At 56.5% G+C, this 15,732-nt stretch carries 15 protein-coding genes; 9 read left to right on the top strand and 6 right to left on the bottom strand.

What is annotated here, in order from left to right; genetic code table 11:
• Positions 1–459 precede the first annotated feature (459 nt).
• On the top strand, positions 460–1,305 hold the full coding sequence (locus ACLD1Y_RS21180) for a hypothetical protein (protein WP_429479753.1): 846 nt from the start codon (positions 460–462) through the stop codon (positions 1,303–1,305).
• Positions 1,306–1,576: 271 nt separating this feature from the next.
• On the opposite strand, the gene ACLD1Y_RS21175 is transcribed toward ACLD1Y_RS21180, so the two are convergent.
• Complete coding sequence (locus tag ACLD1Y_RS21175) at positions 1,577–1,966, bottom strand: transcriptional regulator (protein WP_429479752.1); 390 nt, start codon at positions 1,964–1,966, stop codon at positions 1,577–1,579.
• Positions 1,967–2,120: 154 nt separating this feature from the next.
• Between ACLD1Y_RS21175 and ACLD1Y_RS21170 the strand changes: the two genes are divergently transcribed.
• Positions 2,121–2,396: a hypothetical protein gene (locus ACLD1Y_RS21170; RefSeq protein ID WP_429479751.1), complete on the top strand. Its 276-nt coding sequence runs from the start codon at positions 2,121–2,123 to the stop codon at positions 2,394–2,396.
• A gap of 45 nt (positions 2,397–2,441) precedes the next feature.
• Here the strand turns inward: ACLD1Y_RS21170 and ACLD1Y_RS21165 are convergent, their stop codons facing one another.
• The gene (locus ACLD1Y_RS21165) at positions 2,442–3,788 is read right to left on the bottom strand and encodes a DEAD/DEAH box helicase (RefSeq protein ID WP_016979359.1); all 1,347 of its coding nucleotides are present in this window, start codon (positions 3,786–3,788) and stop codon (positions 2,442–2,444) included.
• 193 nt (positions 3,789–3,981) lie between these two features.
• On the opposite strand from ACLD1Y_RS21165, the gene ACLD1Y_RS21160 reads away from it, so the two are divergent.
• Positions 3,982–5,280, top strand: a complete 1,299-nt coding sequence (locus ACLD1Y_RS21160; protein WP_429479750.1) for a mechanosensitive ion channel family protein — start codon at positions 3,982–3,984, stop codon at positions 5,278–5,280.
• An 82-nt stretch (positions 5,281–5,362) separates the two neighbouring features.
• Positions 5,363–6,613 (top strand): OprD family porin, encoded by a 1,251-nt coding sequence (locus ACLD1Y_RS21155; protein ID WP_429479749.1) that lies wholly within the window; start codon positions 5,363–5,365, stop codon positions 6,611–6,613.
• An 18-nt stretch (positions 6,614–6,631) separates the two neighbouring features.
• Here the strand turns inward: ACLD1Y_RS21155 and ACLD1Y_RS21150 are convergent, their stop codons facing one another.
• The 3 genes from ACLD1Y_RS21150 to ACLD1Y_RS21140 all read right to left on the bottom strand — a co-directional run bounded on the left by ACLD1Y_RS21150 (position 6,632) and on the right by ACLD1Y_RS21140 (position 9,898).
• Positions 6,632–7,330 carry a hypothetical protein gene (locus ACLD1Y_RS21150; RefSeq protein WP_429479748.1) on the bottom strand — a complete coding sequence of 233 codons (699 nt, stop codon included), beginning with the start codon at positions 7,328–7,330 and terminating at the stop codon, positions 6,632–6,634.
• A gap of 276 nt (positions 7,331–7,606) precedes the next feature.
• Positions 7,607–9,187, bottom strand: a complete 1,581-nt coding sequence (locus ACLD1Y_RS21145) for an MFS transporter (protein ID WP_429479747.1) — start codon at positions 9,185–9,187, stop codon at positions 7,607–7,609.
• A 66-nt stretch (positions 9,188–9,253) separates the two neighbouring features.
• Positions 9,254–9,898, bottom strand: coding sequence for a hydrolase (locus ACLD1Y_RS21140; RefSeq protein ID WP_429479746.1), 645 nt, complete (start codon positions 9,896–9,898; stop codon positions 9,254–9,256).
• Between the two features lie 135 nt (positions 9,899–10,033).
• Between ACLD1Y_RS21140 and ACLD1Y_RS21135 the strand changes: the two genes are divergently transcribed.
• The 5 genes from ACLD1Y_RS21135 (at position 10,034) to ACLD1Y_RS21115 (ending at position 15,321) form a co-directional block, all read left to right on the top strand.
• A complete protein-coding gene (locus ACLD1Y_RS21135; RefSeq protein WP_429479745.1) occupies positions 10,034–10,924 on the top strand; it encodes a LysR substrate-binding domain-containing protein in 891 nt (296 codons plus the stop codon).
• Positions 10,925–11,181: 257 nt separating this feature from the next.
• Complete coding sequence (locus tag ACLD1Y_RS21130) at positions 11,182–12,561, top strand: iron-containing redox enzyme family protein (RefSeq protein ID WP_429479744.1); 1,380 nt, start codon at positions 11,182–11,184, stop codon at positions 12,559–12,561.
• Positions 12,562–12,573: 12 nt separating this feature from the next.
• Positions 12,574–12,900 carry a Rieske 2Fe-2S domain-containing protein gene (locus ACLD1Y_RS21125; protein WP_429479743.1) on the top strand — a complete coding sequence of 109 codons (327 nt, stop codon included), beginning with the start codon at positions 12,574–12,576 and terminating at the stop codon, positions 12,898–12,900.
• The gene (locus ACLD1Y_RS21120) at positions 12,897–14,081 is read left to right on the top strand and encodes a hypothetical protein (RefSeq protein WP_429479741.1); all 1,185 of its coding nucleotides are present in this window, start codon (positions 12,897–12,899) and stop codon (positions 14,079–14,081) included. Before ACLD1Y_RS21125 ends, ACLD1Y_RS21120 begins: the two co-directional genes overlap by 4 nt.
• A gap of 10 nt (positions 14,082–14,091) precedes the next feature.
• Complete coding sequence (locus ACLD1Y_RS21115) at positions 14,092–15,321, top strand: ATP-grasp domain-containing protein (RefSeq protein ID WP_429479740.1); 1,230 nt, start codon at positions 14,092–14,094, stop codon at positions 15,319–15,321.
• Here ACLD1Y_RS21115 and ACLD1Y_RS21110 read toward each other — a convergent pair.
• Positions 15,305–15,721, bottom strand: a complete 417-nt coding sequence (locus tag ACLD1Y_RS21110; protein ID WP_429479739.1) for an Lrp/AsnC family transcriptional regulator — start codon at positions 15,719–15,721, stop codon at positions 15,305–15,307. The genes ACLD1Y_RS21115 and ACLD1Y_RS21110 overlap by 17 nt on opposite strands.
• Positions 15,722–15,732: the final 11 nt, after the last annotated feature.

The raw sequence follows: 15,732 nt of genomic DNA, 5'->3' as shown, positions 1-15,732 counted from the left end.
AGAGCTTCGTTGGCGCATTTAAGGGCTATCGCGTCCGCTTAAAAATAGGCGGACACCATCGCCCTTAATTTGGGAGATCGGTAGGCGTGTTCACCGTTCGCTTACGGATAGGCAGCGCCAGCCCAGTGCTCACATGGTTTTTTGCGTATAAACACTCCTACTAAATATAAATGGAAGCCCTACGCACTGCTCTGTGATAGCAGTTCGAACAGCGTTCAATCATTCACAAGCAAGACCCACCCTACGCATCTCCCGGCGCCCCCTCGTAAACGTGATGTTCAGACCAACCGTAAGCGAACGTCCAAAGTCTTCCCACTTACCACCGGCTTGCCATTATCATCCCTGAAAACTTTCACTCTGGATGCCGACATAGGACTATGGAGTAAAAGCAAGGGCCCCGCAGTTAGGGCGTTCTGAAGCCTAATGAGCATTTACCTTGGTCGGATAAGCGTGTTGGAAATGGTTGATATTGAAAACGGCTCGTTTGCGGTGAAGTGGATTCTAGAGCTCGCGAAGGAAGAAGATCTGTTCTTCAACCCGAGAACCGATGGAAGAAATATCAAGGAGATCATGGAGCGATTCATGCCTGGATCAACCCTCGAAAACGTCTACGACGTCGAAGACAGGCCAGATACGCACCGTTTCGATTTTGCCTACACAACAACTCAGAGAGACATTTTTTTTAACGTTTATGTCAATGCAATTGAGACCTGGCTTGATGTCTCCGAAAGCAGCCCTGGTCTCGGTGGTTCTGCTATCTATGCAGGCGTAGCCACCTTCGCTTACAACACTAACCGCGTCTTCGTCGGAGATCCCGACGGACTGTCCGATCTGGCGCTTCGAAGGCGCCTCGACAATATGTTATGCTCAGCGATTAAGTACGGCAGTACAGATCATATAGCTCCTCACCCAGACCAAATCAATGGTTGTGATAGCTTAGGCGTTCCCCCACTGACTTGGGTCAGGGGACAGACGCTGGACAACATCCGATGCATGATTGACACTGTAATTGTATCCCTAGAAAACGTAGTGCCGGAGGTGGCTCATGCCCATTACGACTTCCACGCAAAAACCTTCTGCCATTCTGAAGGCGGACAGCTATTGGAGCCAGTTTTTGGACGCTGGAGTGATAACCTTGCAGGAAGCGGAAAGGCGAGCGCGGGGATCACTACGTTTAAGAGATGCATACTTCTCCGATCCTTGGTACGCCAAGAAAGCGTCGCGCGACCCGTCCTTCTGGAGCAAATTTTACGCGACTCGCGTCAATTCGTAGACCAAGGCGACTTGTTCGGGATCTTCTATTGAGCTCGCTAGTCAAAACCTTTTAAAAAGGCCCCAAAGGGGGCCTTTTTTTACATTAAAATGCCCTCAACGACCATCGCTCGCCATCACGAAGCCGGGATTTAGGGAACCGCATGGTGCTACCATTCGTCCTAAACTCCGCTACTTTTTCCGCACATTTCAAATGGCTCACCCCCGCATATCCTCATTCACCATCGATCTGAGCAACCTTCGCCTGATTGGCTTCGATGGCTTTCACTGCGGCCCCTCCCACATTGAATCTTCACAGTCACGATCAGGCAATTTGAGCCTTTGAGGCCACCTCGGCAAACGTCGCCGGGTCCAGCGCATCCGCCTGCTCATCCAACACCTGACGCGGATGGTCATTGCCAGGGATCGAACTGTCGATCAGCGCCAGCAGCTGTGCCCCAAGCGGAGTAAGGATGAAATTCTCACCATTGCCACCCTCCTTTTCAGGCCGCGTTTCGATAAACCCGCGCTTAAATAACAGCGCCTCATAATCCGCAGCCGTCTTTTTCAACGTATCCAGATTCCCGGTGGACTCGCCCGCCGTGGCCTTCTCGGCCGCTTCCTGCTCGGCATATTTGCGCGGTGCGAAACTGCCCTCACCGTTCTGCACTTCGTGCAGCAAACGCTCGATCAGATCCCAGTTGTAAGTCGTCATCCTGATTCCTCCTGCAGGCCAAAGGAAAGTAGCCCGTCTGAAAATGGGACACGCCTCGTGAGTCGCCGTTCAGCCTGACTGACGGGCGTGAGTTCTCTGAACTTTCCAGACGCTCGCGCCCTCAACTGCGTATAACCGCCAAGGAGGTCCTACCATGAAAACCCTATTGAACCTGGCCATCGCCGCCACCTTGCTGAGCGCCCTGCCCGCGTGGGCCTGCACTCCGGAACAGGCCACACAAAAACGTGAACAGCTGGCCGAGAAGGTCAAGAGCGTCACCGAGCACAACCCGGACAAAGCCAAAGAGATCAATGAAGAGCTGCGTAAGATGGATGTAGATACCGCCTCTGCTGATTTGCCCGACAAGTGCCAGTTGATCGAGCAGCGCCTTAAAGACCTGGACGAAGCTGCCGTGAAAGCCAAAAGTTAAAGGCAAAAAAACCGGACATATGTCCGGTTTTTTTGTGCCCACGATTTACTCAGCAGCCGGTGCTTCTGGCTTGCGGCGCTTGAGCGGGGCCATGCCGTCTTTGCTGACGAGCGACAGGTTGTCGGTCTTCGGACGGTTGGCGATCTTGCGCTTGGTTGGCGACTTGGCGCCGGTTTTCTTCTTGTCGCCCTTGGCGTCGGTCTTTTTCTTCTTCACGCCAACGGCCTTGCCGGATGCCTTGACCTTCTTCGGCCCGGTGTAGGTGCCTTTGACTTCCTTGATGGTGCGGCGCTCGAACGACTGCTTGAGGTAGCGCTCGATACTCGACATCAGGTTCCAGTCGCCGTGGCAGATCAGCGAGATGGCCAGGCCATCGTTTCCGGCACGCCCGGTACGGCCGATACGGTGCACATATTCGTCGCCGCTGCGGGGCATGTCGAAGTTGATCACCAGGTCCAGGCCGTCCACGTCCAGGCCGCGAGCGGCGACGTCGGTGGCTACCAGGATCTTCACGCCGCCGGCCTTAAGGCGGTCGATGGCCAGCTTGCGGTCCTTCTGGTCTTTTTCGCCGTGCAGCACGAACGCCTTGTATTCCTGGGCCACCAGGCGGCCGTAGATGCGGTCGGCGGCGGCACGGGTGTTGGTGAACACGATGGCCTTCTGATAGGTCTCGTTGGCCAACAGCCAGTTGAGGATCTGCTCTTTGTGCACATTGTGGTCAGCGGTGACGATTTGCTGACGCGTGGTGGCGTTCAGGTCGCTGACGTTGTTGACCTGCAAGTGCTCAGGGTTGTTCAGCACCTTGGCAACCATGTCGCGCAGGGTCGAACCGCCGGTGGTGGCGGAGAACAGCATGGTCTGTTGGCGGTTGACACATTCGCCCACCAAGCGCTGTACGTCGTCGGCAAAGCCCATGTCGAGCATGCGGTCGGCTTCGTCCAGCACCAGCACTTCGACTTCCTTGAGGTCGAGGTTGCCGGCGTTGAGTTGCTCGATCATGCGGCCTGGGGTGCCGATCAGGATGTCCGGCACCTTGCGCAGCATGGCGGCCTGGACCTTGAAGTCTTCGCCGCCGGTAATAATGCCGGACTTGATGAAGGTGAACTGCGAGAAGCGCTCCACTTCCTTCAGGGTCTGCTGGGCCAGCTCGCGGGTTGGCAGCAGGATCAGGGTCTTGATGCTGACGCGAACCTTGGCCGGGCCGATCAGGCGGTTCAGCACCGGCAAGACGAAAGCGGCGGTCTTGCCGCTACCGGTTTGAGCTGTCACCCGCAGGTCACGCCCTTCGAGCGCGAGCGGGATGGCCGCTGCTTGCACAGGCGTAGGCTCGACAAATTTAAGCTCGGCCACGGCTTTGAGCAGGCGTTCGTGCAGGGCGAATTGGGAAAACACGGGTGCTACCTCGAAGAAATACAAAATATCAGCTGCATAGGGTAACGGTTTCGGGCGTCCAAACCGAGTTTCTTTACGCGAACGGTGCTAATCAGCTGCTTTTTTGTCAGCACTTTTGTCCAAGAGGCCAACTTTGTAGCACTTCAATGCTCTAATCGCCCCGTCTTGTCTTACAGAAGAATCGGTTTCACCCATGGATATCAAACAGCTCTGGCTCAACGCCCAGGACCTCTGGGGCGCCCTCGATGAACATCCGCTGCTGCACGCCAGCCTCGGTTTGCTGGTGTTACTGGTGGTGGCCCTGCTGCTCGGACGGGTGGCGCGTTACCTCATCCTCCACGCCGTCAAATTGCTCGGCCGCCAGCCAGCCCTGCATTGGCTCAATGACCTGCGGCACAACAAAGTCTTCCATCGCCTGGCCCAGATGACGCCGTCGCTGGTGATCCAGTTCGGCCTGTACCTGGTGCCAGACCTGAGCAAGACCGCGATCCTGTTCATCGGCAACGTCGCCCTGGCGATCACCATCCTGTTCCTGGTGCTGGCCATCAGCGCCCTGCTCAACGCCCTGCTGGACATCTACGCCCGCACCGAACACGCACGCACCCGCTCGATCAAGGGCTATGTGCAGTTGGCTAAGATGGTGCTGTTCGTGTTTGGCGCGATCATCATCGTCGCCACCTTGATCGACCGTTCGCCGTTGCTGCTTCTTTCGGGCCTGGGCGCCATGTCGGCAGTGATTCTGTTGGTGTACAAGGACACCCTGCTGTCGTTCGTCGCCAGCGTGCAACTGACCAGCAACGACATGCTGCGGGTCGGCGACTGGATCGAAATGCCCCAGGTCGGTGCCGATGGCGATGTGGTGGACATCACCCTGCACACGGTCAAGGTGCAGAACTTTGACAAGACCATCGTCTCCATCCCCACCTGGCGCCTGATGTCCGAGTCGTTCAAGAACTGGCGCGGCATGCAGGCCTCGGGCGGTCGACGGATCAAGCGCAGCCTGTTTATCGACGCCAGCGGCGTGCGTTTCCTGCGCGACGATGAAGAAGTGCGCATGACCCAAGTGCACCTGCTCACCGACTACATCGGGCGCAAGCAGGCCGAGCTCAAGGCCTGGAACGAAGCGCAGGGCCACAGCGCGCAGCTGTCGGCCAACCGCCGCCGCATGACCAACCTCGGCACGTTCCGCGCCTACGCCCTGGCGTACCTGAAAAGCCACCCGGACATCCAGCCGAACATGACCTGCATGGTGCGCCAGATGCAAACCACCGCCCAAGGCGTGCCGCTGGAGATCTACTGCTTCACCCGCACCACCGCGTGGGCCGATTACGAACGCATCCAGGGCGATATCTTCGATTACCTGCTGGCGGTGCTGCCGGAATTTGGCTTGAGCCTGTACCAGCAACCGAGCGGCAATGACCTGCGCGCCGGTGTGTTGCCTGCCGTACTGGGCGCCAGCCACCTGCCTGAGCCGCAAAGAGCCGCGATCTAGAGCGATTGAGCACAGATGTTCAATCGCTGTGCTAAAAAAACCGCGACGCTTGCCTCATTGGAAATCCTTTGAGGCAACGCCGATGCGCGCTCCAACCCTGCTTTCACTTTTGCTGACCGGCACCTGTAACAGCGTGCTGGCAGCAGGCCTGATCGAGGACTCAACCCTCGACGTCCTCAGCCGCAACTTCTACCTCGACAACAAAGCGCGCTCCCCCTCAAACAAGCCGCACAAGGAGGAATGGGCCCAAGGCTTCATTGCCAACTTCGCCTCAGGCTTCACCCCCGGCACCCTTGGCATTGGTGTCGACGCCCACGCCTTTGTCGGCCTGAAACTCGACGGTGGCAAGGGCCATTCCGGCACAGGGCTGTTGCCCGTGGACAGCGACGGTCGCAGCGAACGGGATTACTCCAGCGCCGGTGGCGCGCTCAAGTTACGGGCATCCAAAACCACCTTGTCGGTGGGCGAAATGACCGTCGAAACCCCGGTGTTCGATACCTCCGACAAACGCCTGCAACCCGAATACGCCACCGGCCTGTTGCTGGACAGCCGCGAGATCGACGCCCTGCATTGGCAGGCAGGCCACTTCACCGCCTTCAAGAACCAGGACACCTCCAGCGGCCACGGCGATTTCAGCGGCTACGGCGCCAGCACCCGTAGCGGCGCCATCGACTTTATCGGCGGGCAGTTCTTTGAAGGCCAACCTGTGGGCGGTGCGCTATACACCTCGCAATTGAGCGACACCTGGCGCCAGTACTACGCCAACCTGCACTGGTCACCGACCAATTGGATGTTGGACAGCAATATCTACCGCACCCAAGACCAGGGCCGCGCCGAGGCCGGCGCCATCGCCAACACCGCCTACAGCCTGGCGGGCAAATACAGCTTCGCCGCGCAGTCGCTGACCCTGGCGCATCAGAAGATCAACGGCAATACGCCGTTCGACTTCGTTGGCGGCGACTCCATCTACCTTGCCAACTCGATCAAGTACGCCGACTTCAACGGCCCCGGCGAAAGCTCGTGGCAGCTTCGCTATGACCTGAATCTCGCCACCTTCGGCATTCCCGGCTTGAAGTTCATGACCCGCTACGTCACCGGCCGTGGCATCGACGGCACCCACGCGCCACAGGACGGTACGTATCAACTCCAGCAAGGTCGCGGCGGCCGCCACTGGGAGCGCGATATCGACCTGCACTACGTGGTGCAATCCGGCCCAGCCAAGGATCTGTCGGTGCAGTTGTCCCATGTCAGCCATCGCGCCAATACGGCTCAGGCCGGTGACGATATTGACCGGGTGTATGTGGTGATCGAGTATCCGCTGACATTGCGCTAACCCGGCAGCGATGGACGCTCAACCAGCTGCCGTTTCAGTAGATGGCCGGGCGGTGGCGTGGGTTGCAGACTCCTTCCATCGCTTCCAATCCACCAAAGCGGCTGGGAGTCGATCATGGCTTTTGATCCAGGCACACAGATTTGGATCGATCCATTGCACGATTTCAGTGATATCCCGATGCAGGTCGAAAAGGGGTTGCCACAAGAGCGGTTCGTGATGGAAGCAACGATTTCGTAGGTCCCTCGCCTTATTCAAACGACTGCGAATAATGTCCGCCTTTTTGGGGGTTCTAGGACAGTTGAAAAACACCTTCATCAGAGGTTTTGAAACGGCCGGGAATGCCTTGCGATTGAACAACGAAGTCCAAAAGCCAAAGCTCAGCTCGGCAGTGATCTCGTCCGAGCCAGGATGCACACCTCTTTTCCTGAGAGCGGCACGTGCGTCGTCCACTTTTTGATAGCTTGCGCGAAGCTCTGCGTTAGTGTTGGTCCTGAATGCTTCGTACCAGTCGTCACGCTGATATTCACGCACCATTTCGCGCTGGATAGCGTTACGCAAACCGACCTCAAGCACGTGAAAAATAGAGACCAGGGACTCTGCGATCCGCATGTTGTGCACATAAGCCGCCGCTGCGTGATCTCGATTGCCCTTATGCCCCTTGAGATAACGGCGCATTCTTGGAGTGGAGAGCTTTGCCTCCAGCGTATGCCAGACCATCTATGCGCGAGCTCCTTTCGACGCCAGGAAATGTCACAAGCGCGAGCGATGGTACAGGCAGGGTTTCCTGCTCCAAAGCAACAGACTGTTGCCAAATTATTAAGCCGCATGCGAGGGGTTGACCTGAAAAGCGAAGGTGGTAATCTGCCCCGGCAGCCCTAGGAACCTCCACTCCCGCGCTACACGAAACGGTGATGAGACTAGGTTATGTGACGGCCCCGCTCTGCGGGGCCTCCTCGTTTCTGGCGATTAGGTTTTCCAGGCTGTGCCTTTGCATTAACCCGGCAAAAAATGCCGAATTCCAATCGCCACCCCCTCGGTCTGATACCGCCGCGCCGCCGCTTCAATCTTCAGTTCAGCACGGGTCACGCGCTGGTGGTGGCGCAGATGACCGAGCCAGGATTCGTCGTAGAACACTTCACACCAGCGGCGCGGGTTTTCGCTGTCTTGCACCAGGCTCCAGGAAAACGAGCCGTTGCGTTGGCGCATGCGGCGCACCGGGCTCATGGCTTGGATGAAGTCTTGGATATGCTGCGGGTGGATGTCGTATTCCAACGTCACCATTACCGGGCCGCGCTCCTGGTCCTGTCCTTCTGCCAGCAGCGGTTGCGGCCAGTGCAATGAAGGTGCCAGGTCTTCGGCCTTGCGTTGCGGTAGGGCCACGCGCCACGTCAGCAACACACCGAGCACCAACACCGAACCTGCCGCGCTCAACGCCTGACTCATGGAACTGTGGCTGGCGACCCAACCCCAGAGCAAACCGCCCACGGCCATCGAGCCGAAAAACATCAAGATATACACCGCCAGCGCCCGTGCCCGCACCCAGGCCGGAACCGAGGTCTGCGCCGCCACCTGAAAGCTGGACAACACCGCGATCCACGCCGCGCCGCTGATCAGCATCACCGGGACCAACAGATAGAAGTCCCGCACCCAAGCCAGGGCAAACAGCACCAGGGCGTAGATCAAACTGGCAATGGCCACCAACTTGTCCACGGACAGCGCCTGGCGCAAGCGAGGCAGCACCATCGCGCCGAGCACCGCACCGATGCCCACACTGCCCAGCAACACGCCAAACTGCGCAGCACTGCCGTGTAACTCACCGCGCACAATCAGCGGCAACAACGACATCCCGGCGCTCGCGCCAAAGAAGAACGCCAGCGTACGCACCAGCACCCGCTGCAACGGCCGCGAACTGCGCGCATAACGCCAGCCCACGCGCACCGCGCTGAACAGCCGCTCCGCTGGCAGCACCGCCACTTGGGTTTCACGGCGCCACAGGCACAGCACCGAAATCACCGCAAAGAACGACAACGCATTCACGGCGAAAGTGGCCCATGGCCCCACCAGGCTTACCAACACCCCCGCGATTGCCGGGCCCACGGCACGGGCCAGGTTGGTGCCTACGCTGCTCAGGGCGATGGCCGACGGCACCTCGTCAGCCGGGACCAGTTCCGGTGTCAGCGAAGACCATGCTGGCATCATCAACGCCGTGCCAACGCCCATGCCCAGAGTTAATAGCAGCAACAGCGGCACCGTCATCATCCCGCTCAAGGTCAACACCGCCAGCAGCAACGCCACGGTGGCCATCCATGCCTGCACCATCAGCAGGTAGCGACGCTTGTCGACGATATCCGCCAGCGCGCCCGCCGGCAGCGCCAGCAGGAACATCGGCGCCGCGCTGGCCACTTGCACCAAGGCGACGGTCATCGGGTTGGCCGACAGCGAGGTCATCAACCAACCGGCGCCGACTTCGTGCATCCAAGTGCCGATGTTCGAAGCGATGCTGGCAAGCCAGAGTCCACGGAAGATCGAGTGTTTCAACGGGCTCCATGGGGAGCGGGCGGTGGCGGTTGTCATGGCGCAAACCTATCGAAAAAAGCGCAAAAAAAAGCCACAGCCCAAGGGCTGTGGCCTCCAAGGTAGTTACTTGACCTGACGCTGTGGCGCGCCATGCACCATGGTGTAGGCGTAGTCCACACCCATGCCGTAGGCGCCGCTGTGCTCGCGTACCAGGTCCATCACTGCGTCGTAGGTTTCTTTGTGTGCCCAGTCGCGCTGGTATTCGAGCAGCACTTGCTGCCAGGTCACCGGTACCGCGCCGGCTTGGATCATGCGCTGGATCGACATGTCATGGGCTTCCTTGGTGGTGCCGCCAGAAGCGTCGGTGACGATGTACACCTCGTAGCCTTCGGCCAGGGCTTCCAGGGCCGGGAAGTTCAGGCAGACCTCGGTCCACAGCGCGGCCATGATCAGTTTCTTGCGGCCGGTGGCTTTCACGGCGGCGACCAGTGCCTGGTCTTCCCAGGAGTTCATCGAGGTGCGCTCGATCGGCTGTTGGTCGGGGAACACGCTGAGCAGTTCTGGCCAGATGTAGCCGCTGAAGCTTTTGGTTTCCACCGAAGTGAAGATGGTCGGCACGTTGAAGATCTTGGCCGCCTTGGCCAGGGCCACGGTGTTGTTCTTCAGGGTCTGGCGGTCGATGGACTGCACGCCAAAGGACATCTGTGGCTGGTGGTCGATCAGGATCAGGGTGGAGTTGGATGGGTTGAGCAATTCGCGATTGGACATGGTGACTTCCCTTTAATGAGTTGGTTTTTAGTTGCTTCCAGCGTTGCTGGCGGCTTGGAAGTAACTTTACGGGCTGGCCAATATCGATACAATTACCTAAAATATGGATTCATTAATTCCAAAAAAGGGACAGTCATGGACCGCATCGAGTGCATGCGTGCGTTCGTCGTCACCGTCGGCGAAAACGGCTTCGCCGCCGCGGCCCGCGCGATGGACGTGCCACGTTCAAAAGTGAGTAAACAGATCCAGGCACTGGAAGACGCCATCGGTGTGCAGCTGTTGCAGCGCACCACCCGCAGCCTGCATTTGACCGAGGCTGGCGCCGAGTACTTCGAAGCCGCACGGGAAGTGATCGCCGCCCTGGACGAAGCCGAGCAGCGGGCGCGGGACGGTATCGGTGAGTTACGCGGTGTGCTGCGGGTGAATGCACCGATGTCGTTCGGTTTGCATCGGCTGGGGCGGCTGATTCCGCTGTTCCACGAGCAACACCCCAACATCGAGTTGCAACTGGTGCTCAGCGATCAGCAAGTGGACCCGGTGCGCGGCGGCTTCGACGTGACCATCCGCATCGCCAGCCTGCCGGACTCCACCATGATCGCCCGCCAACTGGCGCCCGCGCCGCGCATCATGGTCGCCTCGCCCGCCTACCTGGAACGTGCTGGCACGCCGCAAGTGCCGCAGGACCTGCGCCAGCATCAGTGCTTGAACTACGGCTACCTGCAAAGCGGCGTGAGCCTGCAACTGAGCAACGGCAAGGACACCCAGCGCGTCAACGTCACCGGCCCCTTGCACGCCAACAACGGTGACCTGCTGGCCCAGGCCGCCGAAGCCGGGATGGGCATTGCGCTGTTGCCGGACTTTATCGTCGAACAAGCCCTGGCCGCTGGCCGCTTGGTGCCGGTGCTGTGCGAATGGCAGGCACCGGCAATTACGGTGAACGCGGTGTATTCGTCGGCGCGCAGGGTGCCGCAGAAGACGCGGGCGTTTATTGAGTTTTTGGTGGCGCAGTTAGCCGTCGCTACTTAATTCTCCAACATTGGTTCTGGGATGAATTTGAAAAAATTATTTCAGAGCCCTTAATCGGTTTATTCGAACTTGATAATGAACACGGACGATCCGTAGCAGCTCGCCCACGTTCAACAATCCACCTAGTAATCCCACATAGGAAATTCACCTACGACTTTAGTAATTTTCACTACTGATGTGCACAACTCTAATCTGTCGTACAAAAAAACAAGCCTATAGTATCGACTCATCGAAAGCCCCAATGACAGGTATTTGTCATGCTATTAAATAAGAATAAATCGGATAAAACCGAGCACTCTTCATCCGTGCTGAAACTTCAAACGCTGATCAACTATTCAAAAGCCAGCGCGTTTGCACAACCTTGCAGCTTTTTCACCAGCACACCTTACCAACGCCCCTTGCGACCTCAAGACACGACAGACACCATCATCAACACTTGCCTGACAATCGATGAGCTTTCACACAGTCAACATCTGCTGGCGCAACGTTTATTATTTAATATTTACGAACAAGATATGGTCTTCTTGCCCAAGCCCCCTGCGCCATTTGATTTTAACGAATTCAAAGATTTTTATGACCCTACCCATACCGCCAACGGCAAAACCATACGTCCACTGCTAGAGCACTACCTATACAACTGGCTTAAGCACGAAATCCATGTCAATGGCCCTTGGTGCACGGAATCCTTTATTGCTCATACCGATAAGGTATTGGACGCTATCGCGCGAAGCGAGTCCAAACTTTACAAGGTACTCACAGGCAGTCGCCAACCAGAGCGTGCCGCCAGGTTTTTTATGATCCAATGCGCGGGTGATTTTCTAAGTGAAGCTTCTGCTATGGAACGTAACGTACTGGGTAACGGCGGCCAATATACAAGCGAGCTGTTCAAAATATTAATAGATGAGTACGGCTATGGCATCGACAAGAAAAAACACAGCACCCTATTTGAAAACATGCTGAAAGACATGGGCATGTCACATCACCCACACTACTATTGGCAATTTTATACCGCCAGCGCCCTTTCCCTTACAAACTACTTCCACTATGTCTCAGCAAACCACAGTGAGTTTTTTCGCTATATAGGCGCGATGTACTACACTGAAGCCTCATTAGCCCTGACAACCCGCCATCAATCAGACGCCATTCGAACTATTTTCAATGGCTCAGTCTCTACTGAATACTTTGACGAACATTCGCACATCGATATACATCACGGACGAATGGCTCTGAAGCGCCTGATAGCTCCCATGATAGAAAGCTTCGGCAACAGAATAATTCCAGATTTAATTCGGGGCTTTGAAGAATTCAAGCTCCTTCAGGATATCGCCGACGAAGAACTCTATGCCCATATCAAATGGCATGACGATTTGAATGAATACCGTGCACAAGCAGCAACCCTTCATGGAAAGCAACCAGTAGACTTAAAAATTACTGAGCAAGCACATGAGCTTTCCGTCTTGCACACGCACTCTAACGATGAACTTTTCTGGGTCGAATCAGGTGAGTTGGACTTTGTCGCCAGCCCCGACTTGATCGTGCGTCTCAGGGCCGGAGAGGGCGTTGTGATTCCAAAAGGAATGCTGCACGGCACCTGCATAGTGAGCCCGTCCTGCACATACAACGTCACCGCCGTTTGAGCGTGCAGTCCAATGAAATCCGTAGAACTGAATCTCAACCAGGCCTGCTATGTAGTAGTAGAAGAAAAAATCTACTTCCTCAGACAGCAGGCGTGTTCGACGCAGATGCTGCCAACTACCTGCCCCCATCGCGGCGGCCCGCTACATCTGGCTGAAATGGCAGAGGACGGTCAAAGACTGATTTGCCCCTGGCATGCCAACGCCTACAGCATCTGCAATCTGGAAAAAACATCACTGCCAATCGTTCGTGTAAGGGATCAAATCAGCGCCGTTATCGGTGACGCCGAATACTGCACAACGTTATTCAAACCTTCACGCTACGGCGCTGGGCTTTCATGAAAAACAAATCATCGCTCACTGCGTTTTACTCCATCGTCACCCTGTTCACCGGTCTGGACATGGCGATCGTGATCGCCATGGTCTGGTTCGGCCTGGAGACTACAGGCTCGACATTCCTGGTTGGCGCCACCTTGTGCGTGGCAACGGTAGTGCCCTACCTATGCGAGCAGTTGCTCGGTAAGTTCCTCACCATTGAACTGAGCTTAAAGCGGCTGTTGTACATTCGACTTGTCGCATTCGCCGCAGTATTGGGCTTGTCCTTTACCGACGCAGCACTGTTACCCATAGGTTTCCTCGCCATTGCCTTCGTGGTGGGCGTTACAGACTACTTCACCATCAGTACCCTCGAATCGAACAACACCAAGCTGGTATTGGCGGGGCTGGCTAATAGCGATACCTCGGCACGCTTGATGCAAACCGCCATTCAGATTGGAGCCTTTGGCGGCGCCCTTCTTGGGGGAGTGATCGTAGATATGTTTACAGTCAACCAGACTCTGCAAATCATCAGCCTGGCGGCAATTCTTTCACTGTTTGCCGTCTTTCTGGCAGCGCATCCCTCCGAGGCTGTCGCCGTCGCCGACTATACCGGCGATGCCCACCGTCATCAGCCCACATGCCTGGCGTCCAACCTGTACATTTTGATAATTGTGTTGAGCATGATCGGTTTCCACATAGGCGCCTTCAACAGCCTGGTACCCATCGTTTTTCAAAAGCTCAACGAGTGGAATGCGACAGTTTTTGGTGTCGCCAGCGGGCTGGCCGGCTTGGGGGCCTTCAGCGCGGCAGTGCTGCCTTGGATCAAACTCAACAGATACGGCGCTAGCGCCTTGGTGATATTGGCGGACATTGCAATCGTCTACCTCCAGAACCTGTACGTGATGATGTCTGCCGCCTTTTTGTTGGGGTTCTGTATCAACAGCCTAAGGATCCAACTGCGCAAAACCCTGATCGAGTCAGCTCCTGACGCACGGACCGCCGACGTAATTGCAGCAAGAAGCGCGCTTTTTTATCTGCTGGTCAGTGGTGCCGCGCCGATGATCCTGACGCTTTTCACCACCTCGGCATTCCTTGGGATCGAAGGTGCACGCGTGTTAATGATCGTATCCGCCATCCTACTGACGATTGCTGTCGTGGCATGGAGGCTGACACCCTCCCTCCCCGCAGCCACCCTTAATGAGTAAGGAGTTGACTGTGAAAACCGTGCTGATCGTAGATCCATTCTCTACAGGTAAGCTCTATGCGCCCTTGCTCAATGCCCGCGGGGTGGAATGTGTTGCGGTAATCTCAACACCCCAACTGCCTGAGCACTTCACTAGAGACCTGATCGCGGAAAACTTCAGGGACGTTTTTGCGTGGGAAAAAAACCTGCTGAACACCTTAAAAACCTTCGCGCCGATTGCCGTGATCGCCGGATGCGAAACGGCGATTTACCTCACAGACTATCTGACTGAAAAGCTTGGTATTCGGGGCAACAGCCCAAACACCAGCGAACTGCGGCGCAACAAGTTCTGCATGCAACTAGCGCTTAAACAGCAAGGGCTGGCGAACATAGCTTCACAACCCCTTGGATCACCGGAACGCATCGCCGAAGTTGTGGCGTCACTGGATGAATCGTCCACCTACGTGGTCAAACCACTGAACTCCGCCGCCACTGAAGGCGTGGTATTTGCACAAGGAGGCAACGAAGTCGAGGCTGCATTGAAGAATGCAGCCTGGCAGCAAACGAACGATCTTGGGGAGCTCAATCTTGGCTTTATCGTGCAGCCGTTCATTGCAGGCCCGGAGTATGTGGTGGATATGGTTGCATTTGCTGGCACCTATATCGTTGCTTCAGTGTGCAAGTACACCAAGATTGCGAGAAATGGCAGCATGTTTGTCTATGACAGACTAGACACCCTCGACCCCAACGCCGAGTCGCTCAAACCATTGCTCGAATACGCACGCCAAGCTGCCGCTGCGCTTCGTATCGAGATTGGCCCGATTCATATGGAAATCATCTGGGCGGAAGATGGGCCCGTGATGATTGAAGCCGGCAGCCGCTTACACGGCGGAATAGCTCCACTGCTGTTTCAGCAAACATATGCTCCTGATCTGCTCTCGCTCGCCATGGAAAGCTATCTGGGTAATGCAGGGCCCAGCGCCGGCACCGTCAGCCAGATCAACCACGGCAGAATCGGTTTCTTCAGTTCGGACCAACAGCGCACCTTTCAAGCGCCATCATCGCAAGTCATTCAAAGTGTCATGGAAGATGAGGCCTATTGCGGGCATCGTTACTTCATCGAACCCGGACAGACCACGCCAGTGACAATCGACTTTGCGACCTGTCCAGGTTTGTTCTGGATCCGACACTCGTCCCCGCAACAACTGGAAATCAGCAGCGCAAATCTGCGTAAGAAATTGTGGCCTAACGCCAAACCTTGAGCACAGGATTCACGACCACGTCCTTCACATATTCAATCTTCAACAGGTCGTCCTTGAACGCCATCAGTTCCTCGAAGGTTCTGTATTTCACCTCAAGCATCATGTCGACATCACCAAAAAGCGAATACGCATGAGTGACTTCACTGAGCTGCTTGATTTTTGGAAATACCATGTGGCAGCTATTACCGGTGAGCTTGAGCATTAAAAAAGCCGACTGCTGGACCTCGTCCGCCGCCGCGACGTTGATGGTGAAGCCAAGAATAATGCCCGCCTCAATCATTTTCTTGACGCGCAACTCAACGGCTGTCCGCGACTTGTGAACGCGCCGCGCCAATTGCGCCAAGCTCATTCGGGAGTCTTCTTTGAGGGCCGCAATAATCAGTTCATCCGTTTTGTCCATTCTGCTGCCTC

Source organism: Pseudomonas sp. 18175, from assembly GCF_050432925.1.
In the GTDB taxonomy this organism is placed as follows: Bacteria; Pseudomonadota; Gammaproteobacteria; order Pseudomonadales; family Pseudomonadaceae; genus Aquipseudomonas.
The sequence above is the reverse complement of the archived record's forward strand: the minus strand, read 5'-3'. Positions and strand labels throughout refer to the sequence as shown.

Coding starts and splice junctions, on each gene's coding strand:
- ACLD1Y_RS21180 (WP_429479753.1), top strand. CDS start 460: ATGGTTGATATTGAAAACGGCTCGTTTGCGGTGAAGTGGATTCTAGAG.
- ACLD1Y_RS21175 (WP_429479752.1), bottom strand. CDS start 1,966: ATGACGACTTACAACTGGGATCTGATCGAGCGTTTGCTGCACGAAGTG.
- ACLD1Y_RS21170 (WP_429479751.1), top strand. CDS start 2,121: ATGAAAACCCTATTGAACCTGGCCATCGCCGCCACCTTGCTGAGCGCC.
- ACLD1Y_RS21160 (WP_429479750.1), top strand. CDS start 3,982: ATGGATATCAAACAGCTCTGGCTCAACGCCCAGGACCTCTGGGGCGCC.
- ACLD1Y_RS21155 (WP_429479749.1), top strand. CDS start 5,363: ATGCGCGCTCCAACCCTGCTTTCACTTTTGCTGACCGGCACCTGTAAC.
- ACLD1Y_RS21150 (WP_429479748.1), bottom strand. CDS start 7,330: ATGGTCTGGCATACGCTGGAGGCAAAGCTCTCCACTCCAAGAATGCGC.
- ACLD1Y_RS21145 (WP_429479747.1), bottom strand. CDS start 9,187: ATGACAACCGCCACCGCCCGCTCCCCATGGAGCCCGTTGAAACACTCG.
- ACLD1Y_RS21140 (WP_429479746.1), bottom strand. CDS start 9,898: ATGTCCAATCGCGAATTGCTCAACCCATCCAACTCCACCCTGATCCTG.
- ACLD1Y_RS21135 (WP_429479745.1), top strand. CDS start 10,034: ATGGACCGCATCGAGTGCATGCGTGCGTTCGTCGTCACCGTCGGCGAA.
- ACLD1Y_RS21130 (WP_429479744.1), top strand. CDS start 11,182: ATGCTATTAAATAAGAATAAATCGGATAAAACCGAGCACTCTTCATCC.
- ACLD1Y_RS21125 (WP_429479743.1), top strand. CDS start 12,574: ATGAAATCCGTAGAACTGAATCTCAACCAGGCCTGCTATGTAGTAGTA.
- ACLD1Y_RS21120 (WP_429479741.1), top strand. CDS start 12,897: ATGAAAAACAAATCATCGCTCACTGCGTTTTACTCCATCGTCACCCTG.
- ACLD1Y_RS21110 (WP_429479739.1), bottom strand. CDS start 15,721: ATGGACAAAACGGATGAACTGATTATTGCGGCCCTCAAAGAAGACTCC.